The organism is Ureibacillus massiliensis 4400831 = CIP 108448 = CCUG 49529, assembly GCF_000772965.1.
In the GTDB taxonomy this organism is placed as follows: domain Bacteria; phylum Bacillota; class Bacilli; order Bacillales_A; family Planococcaceae; genus Ureibacillus; species Ureibacillus massiliensis.
On the sequence record NZ_JPVQ01000004.1, the window covers coordinates 121,078 to 142,610 of the forward strand.

Annotated in this window: 22 protein-coding genes; 17 read left to right on the plus strand and 5 right to left on the minus strand. The window is 34.1% G+C overall.

Annotated elements, in window-relative coordinates; all coding sequences use genetic code 11:
* Positions 1-90 precede the first annotated feature (90 nt).
* Positions 91-852 carry a membrane protein insertase YidC gene (gene yidC, locus CD30_RS04250; protein ID WP_036172827.1) on the plus strand — a complete coding sequence of 254 codons (762 nt, stop codon included), beginning with the start codon at positions 91-93 and terminating at the stop codon, positions 850-852.
* A gap of 130 nt (positions 853-982) precedes the next feature.
* Complete coding sequence (locus tag CD30_RS04255; protein ID WP_036172831.1) at positions 983-1,867, plus strand: M15 family metallopeptidase; 885 nt, start codon at positions 983-985, stop codon at positions 1,865-1,867.
* Between the two features lie 72 nt (positions 1,868-1,939).
* Here the strand turns inward: CD30_RS04255 and cls are convergent, their stop codons facing one another.
* The 3 genes from cls to CD30_RS04270 all read right to left on the minus strand — a co-directional run bounded on the left by cls (position 1,940) and on the right by CD30_RS04270 (position 5,586).
* On the minus strand, positions 1,940-3,394 hold the full coding sequence (cls, locus tag CD30_RS04260; RefSeq protein WP_036172833.1) for a cardiolipin synthase: 1,455 nt from the start codon (positions 3,392-3,394) through the stop codon (positions 1,940-1,942).
* A 91-nt stretch (positions 3,395-3,485) separates the two neighbouring features.
* Positions 3,486-4,295, minus strand: a complete 810-nt coding sequence (locus tag CD30_RS04265) for a YwqG family protein (protein WP_036172836.1) — start codon at positions 4,293-4,295, stop codon at positions 3,486-3,488.
* Positions 4,296-4,419: 124 nt separating this feature from the next.
* Complete coding sequence (locus CD30_RS04270; RefSeq protein WP_036172838.1) at positions 4,420-5,586, minus strand: MFS transporter; 1,167 nt, start codon at positions 5,584-5,586, stop codon at positions 4,420-4,422.
* A 354-nt stretch (positions 5,587-5,940) separates the two neighbouring features.
* On the opposite strand from CD30_RS04270, the gene CD30_RS20615 reads away from it, so the two are divergent.
* Positions 5,941-6,072, plus strand: coding sequence for an Lmo0850 family protein (locus CD30_RS20615; RefSeq protein ID WP_268871079.1), 132 nt, complete (start codon positions 5,941-5,943; stop codon positions 6,070-6,072).
* A 61-nt stretch (positions 6,073-6,133) separates the two neighbouring features.
* On the opposite strand, the gene CD30_RS04275 is transcribed toward CD30_RS20615, so the two are convergent.
* Positions 6,134-7,321, minus strand: coding sequence for an FtsW/RodA/SpoVE family cell cycle protein (locus tag CD30_RS04275; RefSeq protein ID WP_036172841.1), 1,188 nt, complete (start codon positions 7,319-7,321; stop codon positions 6,134-6,136).
* Between the two features lie 198 nt (positions 7,322-7,519).
* On the opposite strand from CD30_RS04275, the gene CD30_RS04280 reads away from it, so the two are divergent.
* The 7 genes from CD30_RS04280 (at position 7,520) to CD30_RS04310 (ending at position 15,527) form a co-directional block, all read left to right on the plus strand.
* Positions 7,520-8,266, plus strand: coding sequence for a hypothetical protein (locus CD30_RS04280; protein WP_036172843.1), 747 nt, complete (start codon positions 7,520-7,522; stop codon positions 8,264-8,266).
* 127 nt (positions 8,267-8,393) lie between these two features.
* The gene (locus tag CD30_RS04285) at positions 8,394-9,473 is read left to right on the plus strand and encodes a D-alanine--D-alanine ligase (protein ID WP_036172846.1); all 1,080 of its coding nucleotides are present in this window, start codon (positions 8,394-8,396) and stop codon (positions 9,471-9,473) included.
* 14 nt (positions 9,474-9,487) lie between these two features.
* Positions 9,488-10,855: a UDP-N-acetylmuramoyl-tripeptide--D-alanyl-D-alanine ligase gene (locus tag CD30_RS04290; RefSeq protein WP_036172849.1), complete on the plus strand. Its 1,368-nt coding sequence runs from the start codon at positions 9,488-9,490 to the stop codon at positions 10,853-10,855.
* Between the two features lie 70 nt (positions 10,856-10,925).
* The gene (locus CD30_RS04295; protein WP_036172851.1) at positions 10,926-11,627 is read left to right on the plus strand and encodes an alpha/beta hydrolase; all 702 of its coding nucleotides are present in this window, start codon (positions 10,926-10,928) and stop codon (positions 11,625-11,627) included.
* Between the two features lie 341 nt (positions 11,628-11,968).
* Positions 11,969-13,450 (plus strand): DEAD/DEAH box helicase, encoded by a 1,482-nt coding sequence (locus tag CD30_RS04300; RefSeq protein WP_036172854.1) that lies wholly within the window; start codon positions 11,969-11,971, stop codon positions 13,448-13,450.
* A gap of 123 nt (positions 13,451-13,573) precedes the next feature.
* Positions 13,574-14,053 carry a PH domain-containing protein gene (locus tag CD30_RS04305; protein ID WP_036172857.1) on the plus strand — a complete coding sequence of 160 codons (480 nt, stop codon included), beginning with the start codon at positions 13,574-13,576 and terminating at the stop codon, positions 14,051-14,053.
* Entirely contained in the window at positions 14,046-15,527 is a 1,482-nt protein-coding gene (locus CD30_RS04310; protein ID WP_036172860.1) for a PH domain-containing protein, read from the plus strand. The genes CD30_RS04305 and CD30_RS04310 overlap by 8 nt, the downstream gene beginning before the upstream one ends.
* 30 nt (positions 15,528-15,557) lie before the next feature.
* Here CD30_RS04310 and CD30_RS04315 read toward each other — a convergent pair whose 3' ends face one another.
* Entirely contained in the window at positions 15,558-16,166 is a 609-nt protein-coding gene (locus tag CD30_RS04315; RefSeq protein ID WP_036172863.1) for a rhomboid family intramembrane serine protease, read from the minus strand.
* A 65-nt stretch (positions 16,167-16,231) separates the two neighbouring features.
* On the opposite strand from CD30_RS04315, the gene acpS reads away from it, so the two are divergent.
* The 7 genes from acpS to CD30_RS04350 all read left to right on the plus strand — a co-directional run bounded on the left by acpS (position 16,232) and on the right by CD30_RS04350 (position 21,344).
* The gene (gene acpS / locus CD30_RS04320; protein ID WP_036172866.1) at positions 16,232-16,582 is read left to right on the plus strand and encodes a holo-ACP synthase; all 351 of its coding nucleotides are present in this window, start codon (positions 16,232-16,234) and stop codon (positions 16,580-16,582) included.
* A gap of 106 nt (positions 16,583-16,688) precedes the next feature.
* On the plus strand, positions 16,689-17,690 hold the full coding sequence (locus CD30_RS04325; RefSeq protein ID WP_036172869.1) for a LolA family protein: 1,002 nt from the start codon (positions 16,689-16,691) through the stop codon (positions 17,688-17,690).
* Between the two features lie 118 nt (positions 17,691-17,808).
* Positions 17,809-18,921, plus strand: a complete 1,113-nt coding sequence (alr, locus tag CD30_RS04330; protein ID WP_036172872.1) for an alanine racemase — start codon at positions 17,809-17,811, stop codon at positions 18,919-18,921.
* 145 nt (positions 18,922-19,066) lie between these two features.
* Positions 19,067-19,354 carry a hypothetical protein gene (locus CD30_RS04335; protein WP_036172873.1) on the plus strand — a complete coding sequence of 96 codons (288 nt, stop codon included), beginning with the start codon at positions 19,067-19,069 and terminating at the stop codon, positions 19,352-19,354.
* A gap of 3 nt (positions 19,355-19,357) precedes the next feature.
* Positions 19,358-19,708, plus strand: a complete 351-nt coding sequence (locus CD30_RS04340) for a type II toxin-antitoxin system PemK/MazF family toxin (protein WP_036172876.1) — start codon at positions 19,358-19,360, stop codon at positions 19,706-19,708.
* 223 nt (positions 19,709-19,931) lie between these two features.
* Entirely contained in the window at positions 19,932-20,339 is a 408-nt protein-coding gene (locus tag CD30_RS04345; protein ID WP_036172877.1) for an anti-sigma regulatory factor, read from the plus strand.
* A gap of 6 nt (positions 20,340-20,345) precedes the next feature.
* The gene (locus CD30_RS04350) at positions 20,346-21,344 is read left to right on the plus strand and encodes a PP2C family protein-serine/threonine phosphatase (protein WP_036172880.1); all 999 of its coding nucleotides are present in this window, start codon (positions 20,346-20,348) and stop codon (positions 21,342-21,344) included.
* Positions 21,345-21,533: the final 189 nt, after the last annotated feature.

Consider the following 21,533-nt stretch of genomic DNA (forward strand, 5'->3'; position numbering starts at 1 on the left):
AGTATCTTTCATTGAAGCGCCTGCTATTTGATAATCCTAGCTTAAGTACTGTATACTTCAACATAGTAAAAACATATAGTAGGTGGAAAAATGAAAAAAATATTGCTATTTTCTATGCTAGGCGTCCTGTTGTTCATATTAACTGGATGTCAGTCTGTAGAAAATCAAGAAGGATTTTTTTATAACATATTTGTAAAACCGATGGATTTCCTTATTGATTATCTTGGAGGACTATTTGGGGGTAGTTATGGGTTAGCAATTATCGCAATAACGGTTGCTATTCGTTTAATTTTGATGCCGCCCATGTTAAAAAATTACCGTAAACAAGCTTTAATGAAATCTAAAATGGATATCGTAAAGCCAAAAATGGACGAACTTCAAGACCGAATGAAAAAGGCGACAACGAAAGAAGAGCAAATGGCTGTTCAGCAAGAAATGATTGCTCTTTATCGTGATAATGGTATTAATCCGTTAAATATGGGTTGCTTACCGATTATTATTCAAATGCCAATTATTATGGGACTGTACTTTGCAATTTCCCATTCGGAAGATGTGAAATCTCACGAGTTTTTATGGTTTAATTTAGGGGAATCTGATATTTTAATGACAGCGATTGCTGGTATCGTATACTTCCTACAAGCACAAGTATCATTATGGACAGTGCCTGAAGCGCAAAAAGCTCAAATGAAAATGATGGTATATATTTCGCCAATCATGATTGTTATCATTTCACTTTCTTCAATGGCAGCTCTTCCGCTATACTGGTCGGTGAGTGGTTTAATATTAATTATTCAAACATACATTGGTAGAAAATTTTATTCTGACCATCCTGAAATAGTAGATAAAAAATAAGGAAAATCGAGGAGCCCGACTCCTCGATTTTCTTATTTATAAAATACTTTTCTTTAAAAAATAGTACAGTCAAAAAAGTAAAACAGTGCTAAAATAAAACAGTACAGAAATAGAAAGTGAGAAAGTCTATATGAAAAAATCTCAAGCATCAAATAAGACAAAATACATACTAATTTCAGTAATAACAGTTATAGCCTTAGCTGTAGCAATTGGTTTTATCGTCTTCTTTTCGAACAATTCTACACAGAATAATCCTGTCGAACAACAGAATCAGAAACATATAGAATCTAACGAGCCTGAAGAAAGTACAGAACAGGAAGAGTCGATTGAAAATTCGGAAGCCGATAAAGAAGAGGGATTAGAAAGTACACCTGATGAAGAGGAAAAGACGAATGAAGAAGAAACACAAAATGAAACTCCTCCAGCCGCAGAAGAAAAAGATGATAAGGTAACTAAAGAGAATGGTTATATTGTTGGACAAATGTTACCAACTGAGCCAACTTATGTAGATGGCGTATTAATTGCAAACAAAAAGTATCCTTTACCCCAAAATTACAATCCAGGGGAAAATGTTGAAGCTCGAGCTGCTTTTGAGGAAATGGCTCAGGCAGCACGTAAGGAAGGAATTGAATTAACTGCTTTTAGTACATTTCGTTCTTTTGAATACCAACAATCTCTTTATAAAAGATATGTAGACCGTGACGGTAAAGACAATGCAGATCGTTATAGTGCCCGTCCTGGTTACTCAGAACATCAAACAGGTTTAGCGTTCGATATTGGTGAAGTTGGGAAAGAAGATTTATGGTTAACAAGTGAATTTGGAGAGTCGACAGCAGGAAAATGGTTAGTTAACAATGCGCATAATTACGGATTTATTCTTCGTTATCCTAAAGGAAAAGAAGAAATAACGGGATACATGTATGAATCATGGCATTTCCGCTATCTAGGTGTTCCATTAGCAACTGATGTTAAAAATTCTGGTGTAACATTAGAAGAATATTTAGGAATTCAATAATATAAAAGGACTGTTTAAAATAAAATTTAAACAGTCCTTTTATGATTTGTAACACTTAAATATTTAAACTGGTTATAATATCGGTGTTAAAAGTCGAGAAACGGATTCTTTAATTTTAATCATATTTGATCGATTATTATATTGCTCTAACGTCAACTCAGTACAATCAAATATATCTTTTTCAAAAACTTCCGCTAACTCATGTGAAATAGTTCGATTAAAAATAAACGCATTTACTTCAAAATTTAGACTAAAGCTTCGAACATCAATGTTTGCTGTACCAACAGTTGATGCCTCATCATCAATCACAATCGTTTTAGCATGTATAAATCCTTTTTCATAAATATAAACTCTTGCGCCTGCTTTAAGTAGTTCTCCTATATAGGAATACGTTGCCCAATAAACAAACATATGATCAGGTTTGTTCGGGATCATAATGCGAACATCGATACCAGATAAGGCAGCTATTTCAATTGCATTTAAGAAACTACTATCAGGTATAAAATATGGAGTTTGAATATAAATATAACGCTTTGCACTCATTAATAATTTTAAATAGCCATTTTTTATTGATGGCCAATCATTATCTGGACCACTTGATACAATTTGAATCGCAACATCCCCTTTTTTAGGAATTGCAGGGAAATATTTTTCAGAGTAATCGATACTGTTATTGCTCGCTTGGTTCCAGTCTAGTAGAAATCTTGTTTGTAACGGGTGAACTGAACTTCCTTCTAGACGTAAATGGGTGTCCCGCCAATATCCGAACTTTTTATTTAATCCCAAATACTCATCCCCAACATTAAAGCCACCTATATAGCCAATACGGCCATCGATAATAACAATTTTACGATGGTTTCGGAAATTCAAACGAGGATTAAAAAGTGGAAGGATGGATGGGAAGAACACTTCAACCTCTCCACCTAGCTCTATTAAGTCTTTAAAACGCCATTTTTTAATACCGCGTGAGCCCATTTCGTCATACAAAATTCTTACCTTTACACCTTGATTGGCTTTCTTTTTTAGAGCATCGAGAATACGTTGTCCTAAATTATCAAGTTTAAAAATATAATATTGGATATGGATATGGTCCTTTGCTGCCATTATATCTTCAATTAAGGCTTCGAATTTTTCTGTTCCATCATTAAATATTTGTACATGATTATCCTGTGTTAAGACAGAGTTACTAGTTTTTAAATTCATATGTATAAGACTTTTATAATCTTCCACATATTCTTGATGTAGTTCGAGTTTATCTTCTTCGATAGCTTGTATTTGGTAGCTTATTAGATTATCAATCCCAATATCTTTTTGGCCATCCCATCGGAATAAATGTTTTTTTCGTAATTGCCTTCCCAGCAATAAATATAAAACGAATCCGAGGAAAGGTAAGAAGAAAAGGACGAGTATCCAGGCCCAAGCAGAAGAAGCATCCTTCCTTTCCAGGAAAATCACGGTAATCGCAAATACAAGGTTTAAAATAAATAAAATTGGAAGAAATACATAAGGATTAAAGAGGATACTCATAAGATTGCACCTACTTTATCAATATTAAGTTTTTATAACTTTTATTAAATTCTAGAAAGGCGGAAAATCAAGTAGTCACTATACAATAATACTAAACATATTGTTCAGTAACAAAGTAAATTTCGGAGAAGTCAAGATTTATCAATTTTTGTTGATTGATAAAGAACTTGATAACACCACTGTCTCCCCACATTATATTCTGTTCATCATTTGAAACAATCTGTAATAATAGTGTATCAAATCTTCTTAAAAAAGGTGAATTTTTACGAGTATCAATTTGAAGAAAATATGGGTATCCCCCGACCTTATGTTCTGCCCCTAAAAAATCTTGAATGTAAACATCTTCAAGCGATCGACCGTCTTCAAGCTCAAAAGAAAAATCGCTTAGGGGCTTAGTGAGGAACTTTTCTATTCGATAATCCATTGCCGATACTGGTTCTAGTTTATGAGTAAAGGATAACTTCATTTCACTTAAAATAGGAAAATCAGTTGAAAATATGTTCATTAAAGGAAAACTTTGAACCAACATTCCTTCCGACAAGATTTTTGAAAAATAACGAACTTTGAAATAATGCTGGAAAATATGTTCATCGACATCTATTTTATTATGAAATAAAATCGGCGAGATAAAAAACTGTAGAATTCCACTATTCGGAAAAGGTGGATCAAGACGTAATTGAGCAAAGTTAATTTGTGCTAGAAAATACATTCCGTTACCTTCCATATCTTTTGGATATGCATGATTTAGTGGTAGATAAGGTAAGCCAGAAAATTTACTATCGTGTAAGGATGATACACTTAATGATGGGTTTATCCTTACGGAATCAAGCAAAGAAGGTTCTAGCTGTGATCTGATTCTTTCGAGCTGTATAGGTAAATCTAAATGTTTCGACATGTTCATTAAACATTATCCTCCGCTAAAATAAAATAACAATAATAAGTGTTCTTATCTCTTTATTTTCCACATATTTCCATTTGTTAAACATATACAAAAAACACGTATAAAAATATAAGTGGCCCTTTGACTATTCATGTTCAAATCTTAGAGAATTAGAAGAACGAGTAAATAGGAAAATGAGGATTATTGAAAGTAAGGCAAGAACAATAGATAAGATGTAACCATAGGAAATATCAATTTTAAAAAGAGAAGTGAAAAATAATGGGCCAATGATTCTACCTAAGTTGTCCATTGAATAAGATAAACCAGCCCCTGTTGCGTACCTTCCTCCAGATTCTTTTGTTGTTAAAGATACAACACAAGTTCTTGCTAAGGCATTTCCAGCGGTAAAAATGCATAGTGATAGACCTGCTAAAAATAAATTAGTCGTAAACACGATCGAAAAAAGCCCGATTGCTGTGATGATTTGTGCCCAGATTAACCACTTTGTTTCGGAACCATCCTTAATTCGTCTTACTAAACCACCCTGAATCGCTGCATCAAAAAACCCACTAAACATGAATAACCAGCCTAATTGAAGGGGTGTAATAGCAATTTTTTCAATTTGAAAAAGCTGAAATGTTGCTTCAACCCCAGCCAGGATAAACGTTACAAAAAAAGAAAATAAAAATAAATAGCGAACACGATATTCAAACATTTTGGATGCACCAATAGGGATAATGGCTCTTTTATTCGCATCGCCTCTACGAGAAGGTTCTTTTATTAAAATCAATCCATATATAAATAGTAAAGCTATTAATATGGAGGATACGACGAAAGGTAGCTGTAAATTTATATGACCAAGTAAGCCGCCTATTGCAGGTCCAAAGATAAATCCTAATCCAATGGACATACCCATGAAGCCCATATACTTATTACGGTTTTCATTTGTAGAGATATCGCTTATATAGCCGGTTACTGCTGTATAAAGTGCTCCAGAGAACAAGCCACCAATAATCCGTGACAAATATAAAATAAACAATTGGTCAATAAAAATACTAAACATGATAAAACTCATTGAAAAACCAATTAATCCTAATAAAATAAGCTGTTTTCTTCCGAATTTATCAGAAAGATGCCCCCAAAAAGGAGCAGTAAAAAAGCTAGCTATTGCATAAATAGTTAGTAAACCTCCAACATGAATTTCATCCCATCCATATTGAACGATGACTTCAGGTAATACGGGGATAATGATTCCAAATCCTAGGTAAACAAGGAATTGAATTGACATGAGTAGTAGGAATGTTTTTTTCATAAAAAAACCTGCTTTCTTATGCAATTAATTATGACCATTTTACCGTTAACTAATACGAGCTAACAAATATGAACGTGTTGTTATTTTGAGAGTTTAAAATTGTATTTTGATTGTTTGGAAGGTAGTTAGATTGGATATAATTATCTCATTGATAGATGGGAACTTTTAATATTTTTAATATCATTAAAAGCAAAATGTTTGACTTTTTTAAAGTTGTAACATAAATGAAAAATACTTTTAAGGTAAAAAATGTTATGATATTTCAAGAGTAACATGTCAGACCTCTCGACTTACACTTGAAACTTTTTTAACTATGAAAACGTTATAAATAACGAGGAAAGGTTAGGTGGAAGTATGAAAAAAGAAGCAGACTTAAAAAACATTGTGAAAAAATTATCAAAATTAGGTGTTACTGCATCTGTAACCAAGTCACGTCTAGAAATTTTGAAAGTATTAACACCACCAACACAAACTCCGCAAGTATAGTTTTAAAAAAATTAACTCGAATATTTAAAAATCCCGGCTGAGCAACCAGTCGGGATTTTTTTTATTCTTCTTCATCAAAGCTTGAGAACATATACGTTCTATAATGAAACTTCATACTAAACACAAGTCCAATAGCCAACGCATTTCCCATTAGAGAACTCCCCCCATAACTAATAAACGGAAGTGGAATCCCTGTAATTGGAAGAAGCTGAATAGTCATGCCAATATTCTCAAACACATGGAACGTAATCATAGCTATAATCCCAGCACATACATATGTACAGAAAGGATCTTTAAGGAGTAAAGTTGTTTTCGTTAAATGATAAATTAACAGGAAGAACAAACATATAACAAGACTTGCACCGACAAATCCCCATTCTTCCCCGATAACTGCAAATATGAAATCTGTATGGTTTTCTGCTACGTATACTTCGCGATTCATATATCCTTTACCGAAAATTTCTCCAGATCCAATGGCGTTTAATGAAGTGATTAAATGATAGCCATCGTCAGCTGGATAAGAATAAGGATCTAACCATGAATAAATTCGGGCAAATTGATATGGTTTGAATCCGAAGGTCTCCTCTAGGAAATCCTGCATGTAAATGGCCATCCATAATAATGATCCACCAATCACACTGATACCAGCAAAAATAGGAATCAAGATTCTCCAAGATATACCAGCGACTATAACTAGGGCTGCTGTAATAGCTATAAACACTAAGGAAGATCCTAGGTCAGGTTGAGTGGCGATAAATGCTAGTGGGATCACTAACGCGATGCCAATTTTGAGTAGTAAGATAAGGTCTGTTTTTATCGACTTTATAACATATTTTTCGTGATGTTTGCTAATCAAATCCGCTGCAGCTAATACAAAAAAGGTTTTCATAAACTCAGCAGGCTGTATACTACCAAACGGCAACTGATACCAACTTTTTGCCCCGTTAATAGGTTCCCCTATTTGCCCTTTCTCCTCGGGCATGAAAATAAGTACCACTAACATTAAAATGCCAAAGCCGTATAAATACCATGACATTTTTTTGTATTGGTCAGGTTCGAAGTATAAGACAAAGGCTACAATACCTGCTCCTATCACGTACCATTGAAGCTGTTTAATAACAAAATTTGTACCATATTGCCCTGTTGTTTGAGCCGAGGAAATCGCAAGAAGGCTAACGATTAAAAAGGCGAATAATATAAAAACGAGAGGCCAATCTAGCCTTTTCGTGAAATTTCGATTATTTTCCATGTATTTCACCTATCAAATTAGGATTATTTAACATTGCATCTTCATAAAATGCTTTGTTAACTGTAACATATTATAGCATTAAAATGCGTCTTTATGGATACGTATAAAGTTATAACGAAAAGACTATGAAAATGTTTCAAAATTAAACGATAAATCATATAATAAATTCTGTAGCTAACAATTGGAGTGTGAATGGTCATGCCGAAAAAGAAAAAGGCATCTGAGGAGTTTATTCATCATTTATATGTACATATGAATGAGGTTGATCAGTTCGTTATTTTTAGTGGTTTAACGTTTAAACAATTCTTTACCGCAGTAGATCCAATACCTAACCTCCTACTTCTTAAACACAGTTATGAAGATGGATTATTTAATATGCATACGCAATTGGATTATGTGATAAATGAAGATTTATCAAACTTCATAAGAAAGTATGCTGATACTTCGGATGATTTATGTTGGGTAGATTTTGTTGATGAAAAAAACTTAGATCAACTTTCTCCAATGGAGCAAGCAAAGCTACTTTATTTTAGTCATAAAAAGGAACCAATTGGTACTCCTTTTTCGTCAAAGCTACAAAATCGGTTTCTGTACTATTCTTCAGCGAGAGAAAAAACTAAGAAAATCTATTTCGAAAATTTAGATGAAGCAGAGATTCTAGTTTCTAATATTATGAATGGTATTATCAAAGAAAGAATAGGAAATGGCGGATTTTGGAGAAAAAAAGCGATGGATTCAATTCCGGTGCTTGAACCTGAATTACTAAAAGCATACCGTCCTTATGCAAAAGACGGTGCTCTAGTATCATTATGTAAATTAGATAAGCCTAACAGGTTTGGCATTGAAATCCGAACATTAGCTGATAACGATTTCCCTGATGAAGTATGGGATGATTTAGATGTGATTTTAAATCAAGACTATGATGAGTTGATACAAATCTCTTAAACTTTCTGTCAATGGAAAAAAATCCAATAACCAAGACAGGAAGTTTTTTATCTTTCATATGTTATCATTCATTAGTTATTCGAATTCGTGATAAACTAGAAATACTCAGGTACTGGAGGTTAATTTTATGAAAAAAAGAATTGGTTTGTTATATGGTGGGAAATCAGCAGAACACGAAGTTTCGTTATCAACTGCATTTGCAGTATTAAAGGCGATTGACTTTGAAAAATACGATGTTCAACCGATTTACATTACCCTTGATGGGGAATGGTGTAAAGGACCTCAATTAAGTGCACCAGTTTCATCAATTGATGAATTAGAGTTTAAAAATACATCCGAAACACAACCAAACAATATTTTAAGATTCATTCTAGACGAAAATAATACACAGATGGAATATGATGTTATATTCCCGTTATTACATGGCACAAATGGTGAAGATGGAACTGTTCAGGGATTATTAGAGGTATTAAATTTACCGTATGTTGGCAATGGTGTGTTAGCATCTGCAGCAGGTATGGATAAAGTTGTGATGAAACAGCTTTTCGAAATTGCAGGGTTAAATCAAGTATCCTATGTTCACTTTTTGCGTAAAGAATGGGAACAAAACCAATCAGCAATCGTTAACAAATGTGAGAATGAACTTCCGTGGCCGATGTTCGTAAAACCTGCTAATTTAGGCTCGAGTGTAGGAATTAATAAAGCGAATAACAAAGAAGAACTTATAAATGCTATTAATGTTGCCCTTAAATATGATCGTAAAATAATTGTTGAGCAAGGCATTGTTGCACGAGAAATAGAAATGGGTGTATTAGGGAATGATGATCCTAAAGTTTCCGTGCCAGGTGAAATAAAACCAAATACTGAATTTTACGACTATGAATCAAAATATAAAGATAATTCTACTTCATTGATTATACCTGCAAAAATAACTTCTGAAGTTCACTCAACGATGAAGGATATGGCGATTCGTGCCTTTAAGATTTTGGACTGTGCTGGATTAGTTCGTTCTGATTTCTTTGTAACGGAAAATAATGAAGTATTTATTAATGAAGTGAATACAATGCCTGGATTTACACCAGTTAGCATGTACCCATTGTTATGGCAAAACTCTGGTGTAAGTTACTCTGAGTTAATTGACCAATTAATCGACTTAGCGGTAGAGCGTTACGAAGAAAAACAAATACTTCAATACAATAAAGATTAAAGTGGGAATTAAGAGTGAAAAAGACATTAAAACAAATTGCCAATTGGTTAGATGTAAAGAATGCTCAATTTGAGGATACAATTGTAACAGGTGTTTCAATCGATACTCGTACGATTAAAAAGGGTGATTTATTTATTCCTTTTCGGGGAGAAAAGGTAAATGGTCATCGATATGTGGAAAAAGCTTTTGAAAACGGTGCTGCTGCAACCGTTTGGGTAATGGGTGAACCAAATCCACCTAAGGATGTTCCGGTTCTCTTTGTAGAGGATTCAGAAATTGCTTTACAAGAGATGGCTCGTCAATATCGAAATGAGCACAATGCAATTTTTATAGGTATTACAGGGTCAAATGGTAAAACCTCTTCAAAGGACATTCTGGCAAGTGCTTTATCGCCGTATTACAAAGTACAAAAAACAACCGGTAATTTTAATAATCAATTAGGTTTGCCTATTACCATCTTATCACTAGATGAGGATACGGAAATTGCTGTACTAGAAATGGGAATGAGTGGCTTTGGTGAAATTGAATTTTTATCAAAATTAGCTAGACCTCATTATGCCGTAATTACAAATATCGGCGAAGCCCATTTGCAAGACCTTGGATCTCGTGAAGGAATTGCAAAGGCGAAATTTGAAATTATTAAAGGATTAGACGAACATGGGGTTCTGTTTTACGATGGTGATGAACCGTTATTACAAAATTTAGTCGGGAAAGAACCTAATCTAAATGTAGAGTCCTTTGGTTTTAATGAAGATAATTCATTAGTTGCATCAAATATTGTCACAACTGAAAAGGGTAGTCAGTTTACAGTGCGCGGAGAACTAAATGGAGAGTTCTTTATTCCCGTTTTAGGGGAACACCAAGTTAAAAACGCGCTGAATGCAATGTTAATTTCAAAGTCGCTTGGATTAAGAGATGACCAAATTCATTTTGGAATCGAACAAGCAAAGCTTACGGATATGCGTATGCAGGTGATCCAATCAAGTAGTGGCATTTTATTTATAAATGATGCTTATAATGCCGCACCTACGTCAATGACGGCTGCAATCCAATTTATACAAACAACTCATATGCGATCAGAAAAATGGCTAGTGCTTGGAGATATGCTAGAACTAGGTGAAAATGAAAGACAGTTTCATGAAGAACTAGCCAGCGTTATTGATGAATCTAAAATCACAAAAGTATGCTTATTTGGAAATCGAATGAACTGGCTTTACGAAAAACTACAAAATAAATTTGCAATTGAAAATCTAATTCATACAAATGATGATTATGAGCAAATTATTAATTATATTAAACACCATGCTAGTGAAGAATCCATTATTTTATTAAAGGGCTCTCGTGGTATGAAACTAGAAACGGTTTTAGAGTCGTTCAAATAAATAATTTTGTTCCAAAAGTAAGATACATAAACTGCTTTTGGAACTTTTCTTTTTATATGGAGGAAGCACCATGACAAAGGGAATTTTGATGTTACATGGATTTACGGGTGGTCCATATGAAGTTCAACCACTTGCTAACTTTATTAAGTATGAAACAGAATGGATTGTTGAAACACCTACCTTTTGTGGTCACGGAGAAACGCTATCACTAAAAGGCTATAAAGCGGAACATTGGCTTTTAGATGCAGAGGTTGCATATCGTAGATTGGCAAGAAAGTGCGATAAAGTAATTGTTGTTGGGTTTTCTATGGGTGGAATGATTGCATTGTATTTAGCAACAAAATACAATGTAGAAAAATTAGTTCTTTTAAGTCCATCAGCAAAATATATTGCTCCTGTACAACTTTTAAAAGATATAAGACAAATTATCAAAGATGCAATTAATGGACATTTAAAAGACAATGAATTATTTAAACGCTACGAGAACAAAATAAATAATGTACCTGTTAGTAGCGCTGTTCAATTTATGAGAATTGTTAAAATGGTTACACCTTATATTAGTAAGATAAATGTGCCTACGTATCTTATACAAGGAAGATGTGATGGAATCGTGCCTTACACTACTGCACAATATCTTTACGATCAACTACCATGTAGTGAAAAGTACATATTCTTTTCGCAAAATGGTAAACATCATATTTGTTATAGCGACGATTGTGATATATGGTTTCCAGGAATATTAAAATTTTTACAAGAAGATAAAATAAATTAAATCGAAATGCAGGAGAGCTTTATCGTTGCATATACGAACATGCGCATGATAGACTATTGTAAGCAATGGATACATTTTGCGAAGGCTCTTCAATGTAATGAAGAGTGCTTTTTTTTGAATTTACGGTTTTATTCTATTTTAAAAATGATTAAAAGATTGTGTAGAATTGAAACCGCTCGGCAATGACCGGGCTTTCCTTTCATATAAAACTACTCTAGTGTAAACGTAGAGATTTATTTAATAACGGAAACGTTCCAAACAAAGGCTCGAAATTGCCGAATACACTTCATCTGAATGTAACCATTTGTCAACTTAAGCGGAAAAAAAGGAGATTGAAGAGTTTGACAAATTTTTCAGAATTAAACATTAGCGAATCTACATTAAGGTCTTTACAACGTATGGGCTTTGAAGAAGCTACACCAATACAAGAAGGAACTATTAAATTTGCCCTAGAGGGTAGAGATATTATCGGACAAGCTCAAACTGGTACTGGTAAAACAGCTGCATTTAGTATTCCGATCATTGAAAAGATTGATCCTAAAAACACATCTATACAAGCATTAATTATTGCACCGACTCGTGAGCTTGCAATTCAGGTTTCAGAAGAGATCTATAAAATTGGATATGATAAACGAGTGAAAATCTTATCCGTTTATGGCGGGCAAGATATCGGGCGTCAAATACGCGCTTTAAAAAACAGACCTCAAATTATCGTAGGTACGCCTGGTCGTATTATAGACCATATTAACCGTCATACATTAAAGCTTGATAACGTTCAAACGCTCGTATTAGACGAAGCGGACGAAATGTTAAATATGGGCTTCATCGACGATATTAACGCTATTTTAGAAAATGTCCCTGAAGAAAGACAAACATTACTTTTCTCAGCAACAATGCCACCAGCTATTCGTAAAATTGCGACGAACTTCATGAAAAACCCTGAAGAAGTTAAAATCAAGTCAAAAGAAATGACAGTTGAAAACATAGACCAATACTTCGTGAAATCACAAGAACGTGAAAAATTCGAGATACTATCTCGTTTGTTAAATGTTCATCAACCGGAATTAGCAATTGTTTTTGGTCGTACGAAACGTCGTGTAGATGAATTAGCTCAAGCATTAAGTATTCGTGGTTACTTAGCTGAGGGAATTCATGGTGATTTAAGCCAAGCAAAACGTTTATCTGTTTTAAGACAATTTAAGGAAAATAAAATTGATATTCTAGTTGCGACAGACGTAGCTGCTCGTGGATTAGATATTTCAGGCGTTACACACGTATATAACTTTGATATTCCACAAGACCCTGAGTCATATGTTCACCGTATTGGTCGTACAGGACGTGCGGGGAAATCGGGGCTGGCTGTTACCTTTGTAACACCTAGAGAAATGGGCTATTTACGAATTGTTGAGGAAACTACGAAAAAACGTATGACACCTCTACGTCCACCATCAGAATCAGAAGCTTTAGCAGGTCAACAACAAATTTCAATGGAAACATTAGTTGAAATTGTTCAAGCGAATGATTTAGGAGACTATCGTATTTTAGCAAATGAACTTTTAGAACAGCATGACGCTGTTGATTTAGTGGCTGCAGCTATTAAATCAATGACAAAAGAACCGGATGAAACGCCTGTAACAATAACAGAAGAACGTCCATTGCCAATGCGAAAAGACCGTGCGAGCGGTGGCCGCAGTGGCCGTGATCGTGGCCCACGCCGAGATGGCGCACGTGGTGGTCGTCCAACTAGTCGTGATCGAAACAGACGAGAAGGTGGCCGTCGTGAAAGTAGTGAGCGTCGCCGTCCACGCCGTCGCGATAGCTAATTTAATTTTAAACTAAAAACTGACTCAGCTTATGAGTCAGTTTTTTTATTATAGTAGGCTACGGGAAAACGAAACGATTTTAAATTTTAAACGTATGTAAAAGAAAGAAACGAGGTGTGGAAATTGAGGGATGAATTAAAAAATAAAATTCCTAGGAAGGGATTAACTGTATGGCGTTTATACGGTCTTATAGGTTCGGTTGTATTTTTAATGATTGCAATTGCCGCCAGTGTATTTACGTTTATATTTGAATGGCCACACTATATCCATTACATAGTGATAGCTGGTGTGATTGTGGAAGCGTTAGCTTTTATTTGGATCATTCCCAATATACGTTGGGAACATTGGCGATATGATGTTAGGGAGCATGAGATTGAAATACAAAGTGGATTGTTCATCATAAAAAAAACTCTAATCCCGATGGTACGAGTGCAACATGTTGATACAGCTCAAGGCCCAATACTAAAAAAATATAACTTAGCTAATATATCTATATCAACGGCAGCAACGACACATATCATTCCAATGCTTATTTCGGAAGAGGCTGATTTACTACGTATGCGAATTTCTGAACTAGCGAGGGTGGCTGAAGATGATGTCTAACAGAACTTATAAACTACATCCTATATCAGCAATTATTAATTTTTTAAAGGGATTGAAGGAGTTAATCATCCCAATCGGAATTATTTTTATATCTAGTACCTTTAATTCGCAGCAAACAAATGAGATTAACTTTTGGTCGGATATTTTTCCAATACTTATTATTACAGTTCCAGTGTTTTTTTATTTAATATTCGGGATTATTAAATGGTGGACATTTGTTTACTGGTTTGAGGATGACGAGCTTCGATCAGAATACGGCCTGTTTGTTAAGAAAAAGCGGTATATTCCTTTCGAACGTATTCAAAGCTTGAATTATAAAGAGGGGATATTTCATCAGATATTCGGGTTAGTGCAAGTAATGGTTGAAACAGCAGGGAGTACAAATGGTAAGCCCGAGGTTGAGTTAACAGCGGTAACGAAAGAAGCTGCAAAACAAATTGAAATAGAAATGGAAAATGCTAAAAGAAAAGCGCGAATAAAACTTAATGAAGAGGATTCTTTAATATTCGAAAGCTCAAGTGATTCTGAAATATCTTCTAAGCTTATCCATAAAATGTCATCTAAAGATTTGCTATTATTAGCTACAACATCAAATAGTATAGGCGTTGTATTAGCTGGTATAGTAGCTTTGTTATCCCAGTTCTCTGAATATATTCCATTGGATTTGATTTTTGAAGAAGTATCTGCATTTATTCAATTTGGTTTTCTAGTTATTTTGGGGATGATTTTTATAGGGCTGGTTTTTGCTTGGATCGCATCTGTTGGCCTAACTTTTCTTAGTTATTATGATTTTAAAATAGTGGAAGAAAATGATCGGATTATAGTTACTCGTGGGCTTCTTGAAAAGAAGAAAATAGCTATTCCTGTAAAGCGAATTCAAGCGATTAAAATCGTAGAGAACCCTATACGGCAATTATTTGGTTTAGCCTCTGTGAGTATTGAAAGTGCAGGAGGGGGATATGGTGAAAAGGAGAAAAAAATTATTTTGTTTCCACTTATCCGAAAAAAAGAGCTATATCCGTTATTAGGGGAATTATTCCCGCAGTTTGATCTGGGTCTAAATTTAACAAAACCACCATCCAAGGCAAAATCCTTTTTCTATCGAATCGATTTTATTTGGGTGCTGCCATTAGTTGCTTTACTTAGTTATTTTTATTATCCCTATGGTTTATTGTCAATATTACTAGTAGTACCAGTGGTTTTGCTTGGATTATGGCAATATCGTACAGCGGGATATGCGATTCTAAACAACCAACTAACTTTGGTATACCGAATCTTTAGTCGAGTTACATTTTTAACTGAAAAGAAACGAATTCAAGTTATAGGAAGAAGACAGAGCTATTTTCAAAAAAGAAACGAGCTTGCATCAATACAAGCAACTGTCATGTCAGGGGTTATGGGTGCAACTGCAAAGGTAGCGCATTTGAAAATTGAAGATGCCGATAAGGTTTTCAAATGGTTTCAGTCAAAATAAAAAACGGTAATGCTTTACCGTTTTTTTATATTATCTTCTGTTTCGCCAACGTATAATGTTTTTTGGAGTAAAGTAAACAAGCCCAATAATGAAACCTGTAGCTAATCCTCCTAAATGACCCATAATATTAATGCCTGGTTGTAAAAAGGTTAAAATGACACTGATAATAATAATAGGCATAATGATTTGTTTTAACTGTGGCATTGTATGGCGGGTATAGTAAACTAACGCTGCAAATGCACCGAATACCCCATAGATTGCGCCACTTGCACCAACGCTTGTATATATACCGGGTTGGGTCATAAATGTTAAAACGTTACCAAAAATACCTGCAAGCAAGTAGATTGTTAAAAAGCGAGCTTTACCTGCAATTTTTTCAAGCTCGGGTCCAAATAAAAACAACGAAAACATATTAAACAGTACATGTAGAAAACCAGCATGTATGAAGATAGAGGAAACAACTCGCCACCACTCACCATCGCCAATTAATGAATTAATACTTGCACCATATATAAAAAACCTATATTCCATCCCTGGTAAAAGCATTAAAATATAAACAATTAGATTAATCGCAATGATGGAAGAAACAACTGGGTACAATTTAATATATTGCTTGAAACTTTCCCTTCTAATAAACATATATCCACCTCAATTTATAACATCATTATACATTGTATTGATTAAAGATGAAAAGGAGAACCTTTATGATTAAAGGAATCGGTTTAGATATTATAGAAATTGAAAGAATAAAAAAAGTAAATGAAAAGGAAAAGTTTAGAAATCGTATATTATCTAATCGTGAGCTTGATGTTTACAATAAATTATCAGAGCAAAGAAAAATTGAATATTTAGCTGGAAGATTTGCAGCGAAAGAAGCATATTCTAAAGCAAACGGTACTGGCATTAGAGAGGGTTGTGAATTTCATCAAATTGAAATACTAAATGACGAACTAGGGAAACCAACATTATATTTCAATCGTCAAATTGTTAAAGGTTTTGTTAGCATCACACATTCCAAGGATTATGCTGCAGCTCAGGTTATATTAATGACTTAGTTCTTAACCTAAGAGCAAATTGTCATATTGTCCAAAATTGATAGCATAAAGTTATTCAACCACTCATATATTTGTCGTATCGAGTGAAAGTAGAAAGGATGGAGTTTTGCGACAACGTGTAATTGCTTTTATCGTATTGTTGTTAAGTGTACTTGTAATCGCGGCTTGTGGTAGTCAATCGAAGGAAGATGTGTTAAAGGATTTGAGCAACAAATGGACGAACGTCAAAGGTTATGAGTTAGATGCAACAATGGAAATCAAAACAGGAAGTGAACCAAGAGTATACGATGTAAATGTTTGGCATACTCAACCAGATCTTTATCGAGTAAAGGTAACACAACAAGGTGAAGACGTAACACAGATGATAATACGTAACAAAGAAGGCGTATTTGTCGTAACACCTTCACTCAGAAAAACGTACAAGTTCCAGAGTGAGTGGCCAAAACAAAATAGCCAAGCATACCTCATTGGTGCTCTAGCTGAAGATTTATTAGCAGATCAAAATGTTGCAATGGAAGAAGATGAAAACAATTATGTATTCCAAGCAGCTACTAGAAATAATCATAAAAGCGTAATGCCAACGCAAAAAATAACGGTAGATAAGAAAACAAAATTACCTACATCAGTCTCAGTTATGAACGAAGCTGGGGAAGAACAGCTGCTTATTACATTTAGCAAAATTGATTTAGGAATGGAACATAAGGAAGAAGAGTATGCGGTAGAAAAGTTTACTGAGGAATCAGGAGAAACTGGCGCAATTGAACCTCAAGAATTCCAAGTACATTATCCTAATTTACAATGGGAAGGTACTACATTAGTAGACGAGCAAACAATCGTTGAAGATGGTACGGAACGTGTTATTTTAACGTTCGAAGGAGACAAACCATTTACATTAATGGAACAACCAATAGCTTATGACGAAAATTCAACGGTTCCTGTATTTGCTCCCGGCGATCCAGCAGACTTAGGATTTACTATTGGTGCTATTACGGATAACTCAATTAGCTGGGAACGTGATGGGGTATCATTCTTCTTAGCCTCTGAAAGTTTAACACGTGACGAGATGATGGAAGTAGCAGCTTCTGTAATCCCAGGAGAATTAAAATAAGCATGTTGAATTGTACAGTTGGACGGGTATAATAATTAACAAATGTTTTACAAAACTGAAAAATATAACGTACAAAAATTATTCTAGGTTTAGAATTAAGTAAAAGAGGGAAAAACAAATGACAACACCACACTACCGTCCAACTCATGCAATAATTGATTTAAATGCAATAAAAGAAAATGTTCGCCATTTAAAAGGATTTCTGCAACCAGAAGTACAAATAATGGCTGTTGTAAAAGCAAATGCTTACGGACATGGAGATGTCGAAGTCGCAGGTGCTGCAATAGAGGCAGGAGCAACTATACTTGCTGTTGCAACACCCGATGAGGCTCTCCATCTTCGAAAGCATTTTCCTAATATTGATATTTTAGTACTTGGATATTCGCCGGTTACCTTTGCAAAGGTAGCGGCTGATGAAAATATTACTTTAACAGTATATTCTTCGGATTGGGTTAATAGCGTCCAATTTAACTCCGATAAGTTATTAAAATTACATATTAAAATCGATAGTGGTATGGGTAGAATTGGTGTAACAACTATTGAGGAACTTTTAACTCTATTTAGCGACATTAAAAAAACAAGTAATCTTATAGTAGATGGGATATTTACTCATTTTGCAACGGCAGACGAAGAAGATGAATCCTACTTTGAAAAACAGGTAGAAAAGTTTGAAAAGCTAGTCCAAATGTTACCGGAAAAGCCGCGAATCATACATGCTGCAAACACGGCAACTATGTTGATAAAGGATAAACATCTACAATATGATGCAGTGCGTTTCGGTATTTCAATGTATGGATTAGCACCTTCATCTTACGTAAAAGGTAAATTACCGTTTCCAATTAAACAAGCGTTTTCATTAGAAACGGAGCTTGTTGCTGTAAAATTACTTCAAAAAGGTGAATCAGTTGGATATGGTGCAACCTTTACAGCAGAAGAACCAATGTATGTAGGTACACTACCTATAGGATATGCTGATGGTATGATTCGTAAATTAAGTGGGCAAGAAGTATTGATTGATGGGAAAAGAGTCCCTATAATCGGAAGAATTTGCATGGATCAATGTATGATTGCATTACCTAGTGCATATAATGTAGGTGAGAAAGTAATTTTAATTGGAAAACAAAATGAGGAAGAAATAACAATCGATGAATGGGCAGCAAAAGTTGAAACTATAAACTATGAAATACCGTGTATTATAACAACTAGAGTGCCCCGAATCTATTACTCATAACAATATAATCCGACAAAAATCTCCAATAAAAACCACTACAATCACAAGAATTGTCACATTATAAAATATCTTGTCTTTTCAACTACTATTTTCGATGATAGAATAGGTAGAAGAAACGGTATGGTTTTTGTGGAGGTGCTTGTTTTTGTACGCGAAAAAAGCTGATGAGTTAAAAGAAATCGAATATTCTCTTCCTCAAGAGATGTTAATAGAGTTTAATCAAACACTTGAGCAAAAATTTGCGCGCAAGGAAGAGTATGTTATCGTTGCGACACGTAGATTATCAACGCACAAGCAACCAAATCAAATACGGGAAGCTTTAATGAAAGGCTATGTGGAAATGTCACAAATTAATTTGTCAATTTGTAGTGAATGTCTACATGCGGAGTATGAAGCAGAGCATATGGTGGAGCGTCTCGTAAGCGGGGGATGAAATTTGATTGTGAAACGAGGGGACGTTTTTTTTGCAGATCTATCACCAGTGGTAGGTTCTGAACAAGGTGGAACAAGACCCGTATTAATCATTCAGAATGATATAGGAAATCGATTCAGTCCTACAGTAATTATCGCTGCGATTACTGCGCAAATTCAAAAAGCAAAATTACCAACCCATGTTGAAATAGATGCCAAAAAGTATGGGTTTGAACGAAATTCGGTAATTTTGCTTGAACAATTGCGTACAATTGATAAATCCAGACTAACCGACCGGATTACTCAATTAGATGAAGAATTAATGGATAAAGTGGACGAAGCCTTAGAAATAAGTTTAGGATTAATGAAATTTTGAATACATAATTTAAAAAAGAGTATCGAAAACAAAAGTTTTCGATGCTCTTTTCATTATCATTGTTATTAAAATAAAATTATAATTACTTTGTTACAATTATTAGAATATAATTACAATAAATAGAAAGTATATAAACCTTATTGGTTTTGCCGATAACAAATAATAGAATTATATAAAAAGTTAAATAAATTTGATAAAAACCTTATGATTTGGGGGTGCAGTTGTGACAGAAATAATAACTATAGATATTAAAACGGAATGGGATATAATCACTGCACGCCAATTTGCTAGAAAAATAGCTAAATCAATCGGATTCGATGTAGTGGATCAAGCGCGAATCGCAACTGCAATAGGAGAATTAGCAAAAAATATTTTCTTGTATGCAGAAATTGGACAGATTGAAATTGAAAAAATTGACAATGAAGATCTAAATTTAAAAGGAATATGTATAATAGCTAAGGATAGCGGGCCAGGTATTGCTGACATTAAAAGCGTATTAGGTGAAAATTCTCCAGAAGGTATAGGAGCTGGTATACCTGGAGTAAAAAGACTTATGGATAATATGGATATTACTTCAGAAGTAGGAAGAGGAACAAAAATTAGAGTAGAAAAATGGTTAAGAATGGGGTGATATATTGTGCAACAATTATTAATTCAATATAAACAAATCTTATCCGATTATATTGCAAATAGACAGGAACAGAATTTATATGTAGGACAAAATTATGTTCGACAGCTAATGAAAAAAAATGTAGCACCTGAAGATGTAATCAATATTCATAAAAAAGCCATTGAAGAAATCTATGATGATTTACCGGAAAAGCTATCTTATGCTTACGAATTCCTCATCGAAGTGATGGTGCAATTTGGACTTAAATTTCGTGAACACCAAAGTCTTTTAATCAAACAAGAAGAATTGAGAATTGAGATGGATATTGCTACAAGAATCCAAAATCACTTACTAAAAACAACTGTACCACAAATAGAATCTTTAGATATTGGAATGTTATCTATTCCATTAAGGCAAATGAATGGAGATTGTGTTTATTGCTTTTTATATGATAAAAAAGATTACTTAAGTTTTGCAGTAACAGATGTTGTAGGAAAAGGAGTTCCTGCGGCTTTATGTATGTCCATGGTTAAAAATGGATTGGAAACACTTGAGTATGCTAACAATAATCCATCACACGTTTTAGAAGTATTAAACCGAATCATTGAGAAAAGTGTTGATGACAGTATGTTTGTTTCATCATTTTATGGCCGATATGATTTAGCTAATGATGTATTAACATATGGTTCAGCGGGACATGAACCTGGACTATATTTCCGTGCTAGTGATGAATCATTCCACGATTTAGAAAGTAAAGGATTATTATTGGGTGTACTTCCAGAGGTAAAATATCCTCAATTTGATATCCAGCTAAAGGAAAATGATTTTGTTGTAATCATGACTGACGGGGTAACAGAAATAAGAGATATAGAAGTCAATGAATCTCGGAATATTATTAAAGAGATTACCTATTTGCACCGTCATCTTTCTGCGCAAGAAATATGTGAAAAGGTCTATTCAGAGTTACAAAAATTACAAGATTATGCTATGAAGGATGATTTTACAATATTTATTTTAAAGAAATAATTTTTATAGTTTTAAAAAAGAAAAAAAGGGAATTGAGTTATATTCAAACTGGAGGTGTGGTGAATTTGGAAGTAAATATTCATGTAAGAGAACAAGGTTAAATATTCATGTAAGAGAACAAGGTAATTTAATGATTATTTACTCAAACTTCGCACATAAATAATTAGGTTCAATAGTTGATGCTATTTG

Coding starts and splice junctions, on each gene's coding strand:
- yidC (WP_036172827.1), top strand. CDS start 91: ATGAAAAAAATATTGCTATTTTCTATGCTAGGCGTCCTGTTGTTCATA.
- CD30_RS04255 (WP_036172831.1), top strand. CDS start 983: ATGAAAAAATCTCAAGCATCAAATAAGACAAAATACATACTAATTTCA.
- cls (WP_036172833.1), bottom strand. CDS start 3,394: ATGAGTATCCTCTTTAATCCTTATGTATTTCTTCCAATTTTATTTATT.
- CD30_RS04265 (WP_036172836.1), bottom strand. CDS start 4,295: ATGAACATGTCGAAACATTTAGATTTACCTATACAGCTCGAAAGAATC.
- CD30_RS04270 (WP_036172838.1), bottom strand. CDS start 5,586: ATGAAAAAAACATTCCTACTACTCATGTCAATTCAATTCCTTGTTTAC.
- CD30_RS20615 (WP_268871079.1), top strand. CDS start 5,941: ATGAAAAAAGAAGCAGACTTAAAAAACATTGTGAAAAAATTATCAAAA.
- CD30_RS04275 (WP_036172841.1), bottom strand. CDS start 7,321: ATGGAAAATAATCGAAATTTCACGAAAAGGCTAGATTGGCCTCTCGTT.
- CD30_RS04280 (WP_036172843.1), top strand. CDS start 7,520: ATGCCGAAAAAGAAAAAGGCATCTGAGGAGTTTATTCATCATTTATAT.
- CD30_RS04285 (WP_036172846.1), top strand. CDS start 8,394: ATGAAAAAAAGAATTGGTTTGTTATATGGTGGGAAATCAGCAGAACAC.
- CD30_RS04295 (WP_036172851.1), top strand. CDS start 10,926: ATGACAAAGGGAATTTTGATGTTACATGGATTTACGGGTGGTCCATAT.
- CD30_RS04310 (WP_036172860.1), top strand. CDS start 14,046: ATGTCTAACAGAACTTATAAACTACATCCTATATCAGCAATTATTAAT.
- CD30_RS04315 (WP_036172863.1), bottom strand. CDS start 16,166: ATGTTTATTAGAAGGGAAAGTTTCAAGCAATATATTAAATTGTACCCA.
- acpS (WP_036172866.1), top strand. CDS start 16,232: ATGATTAAAGGAATCGGTTTAGATATTATAGAAATTGAAAGAATAAAA.
- alr (WP_036172872.1), top strand. CDS start 17,809: ATGACAACACCACACTACCGTCCAACTCATGCAATAATTGATTTAAAT.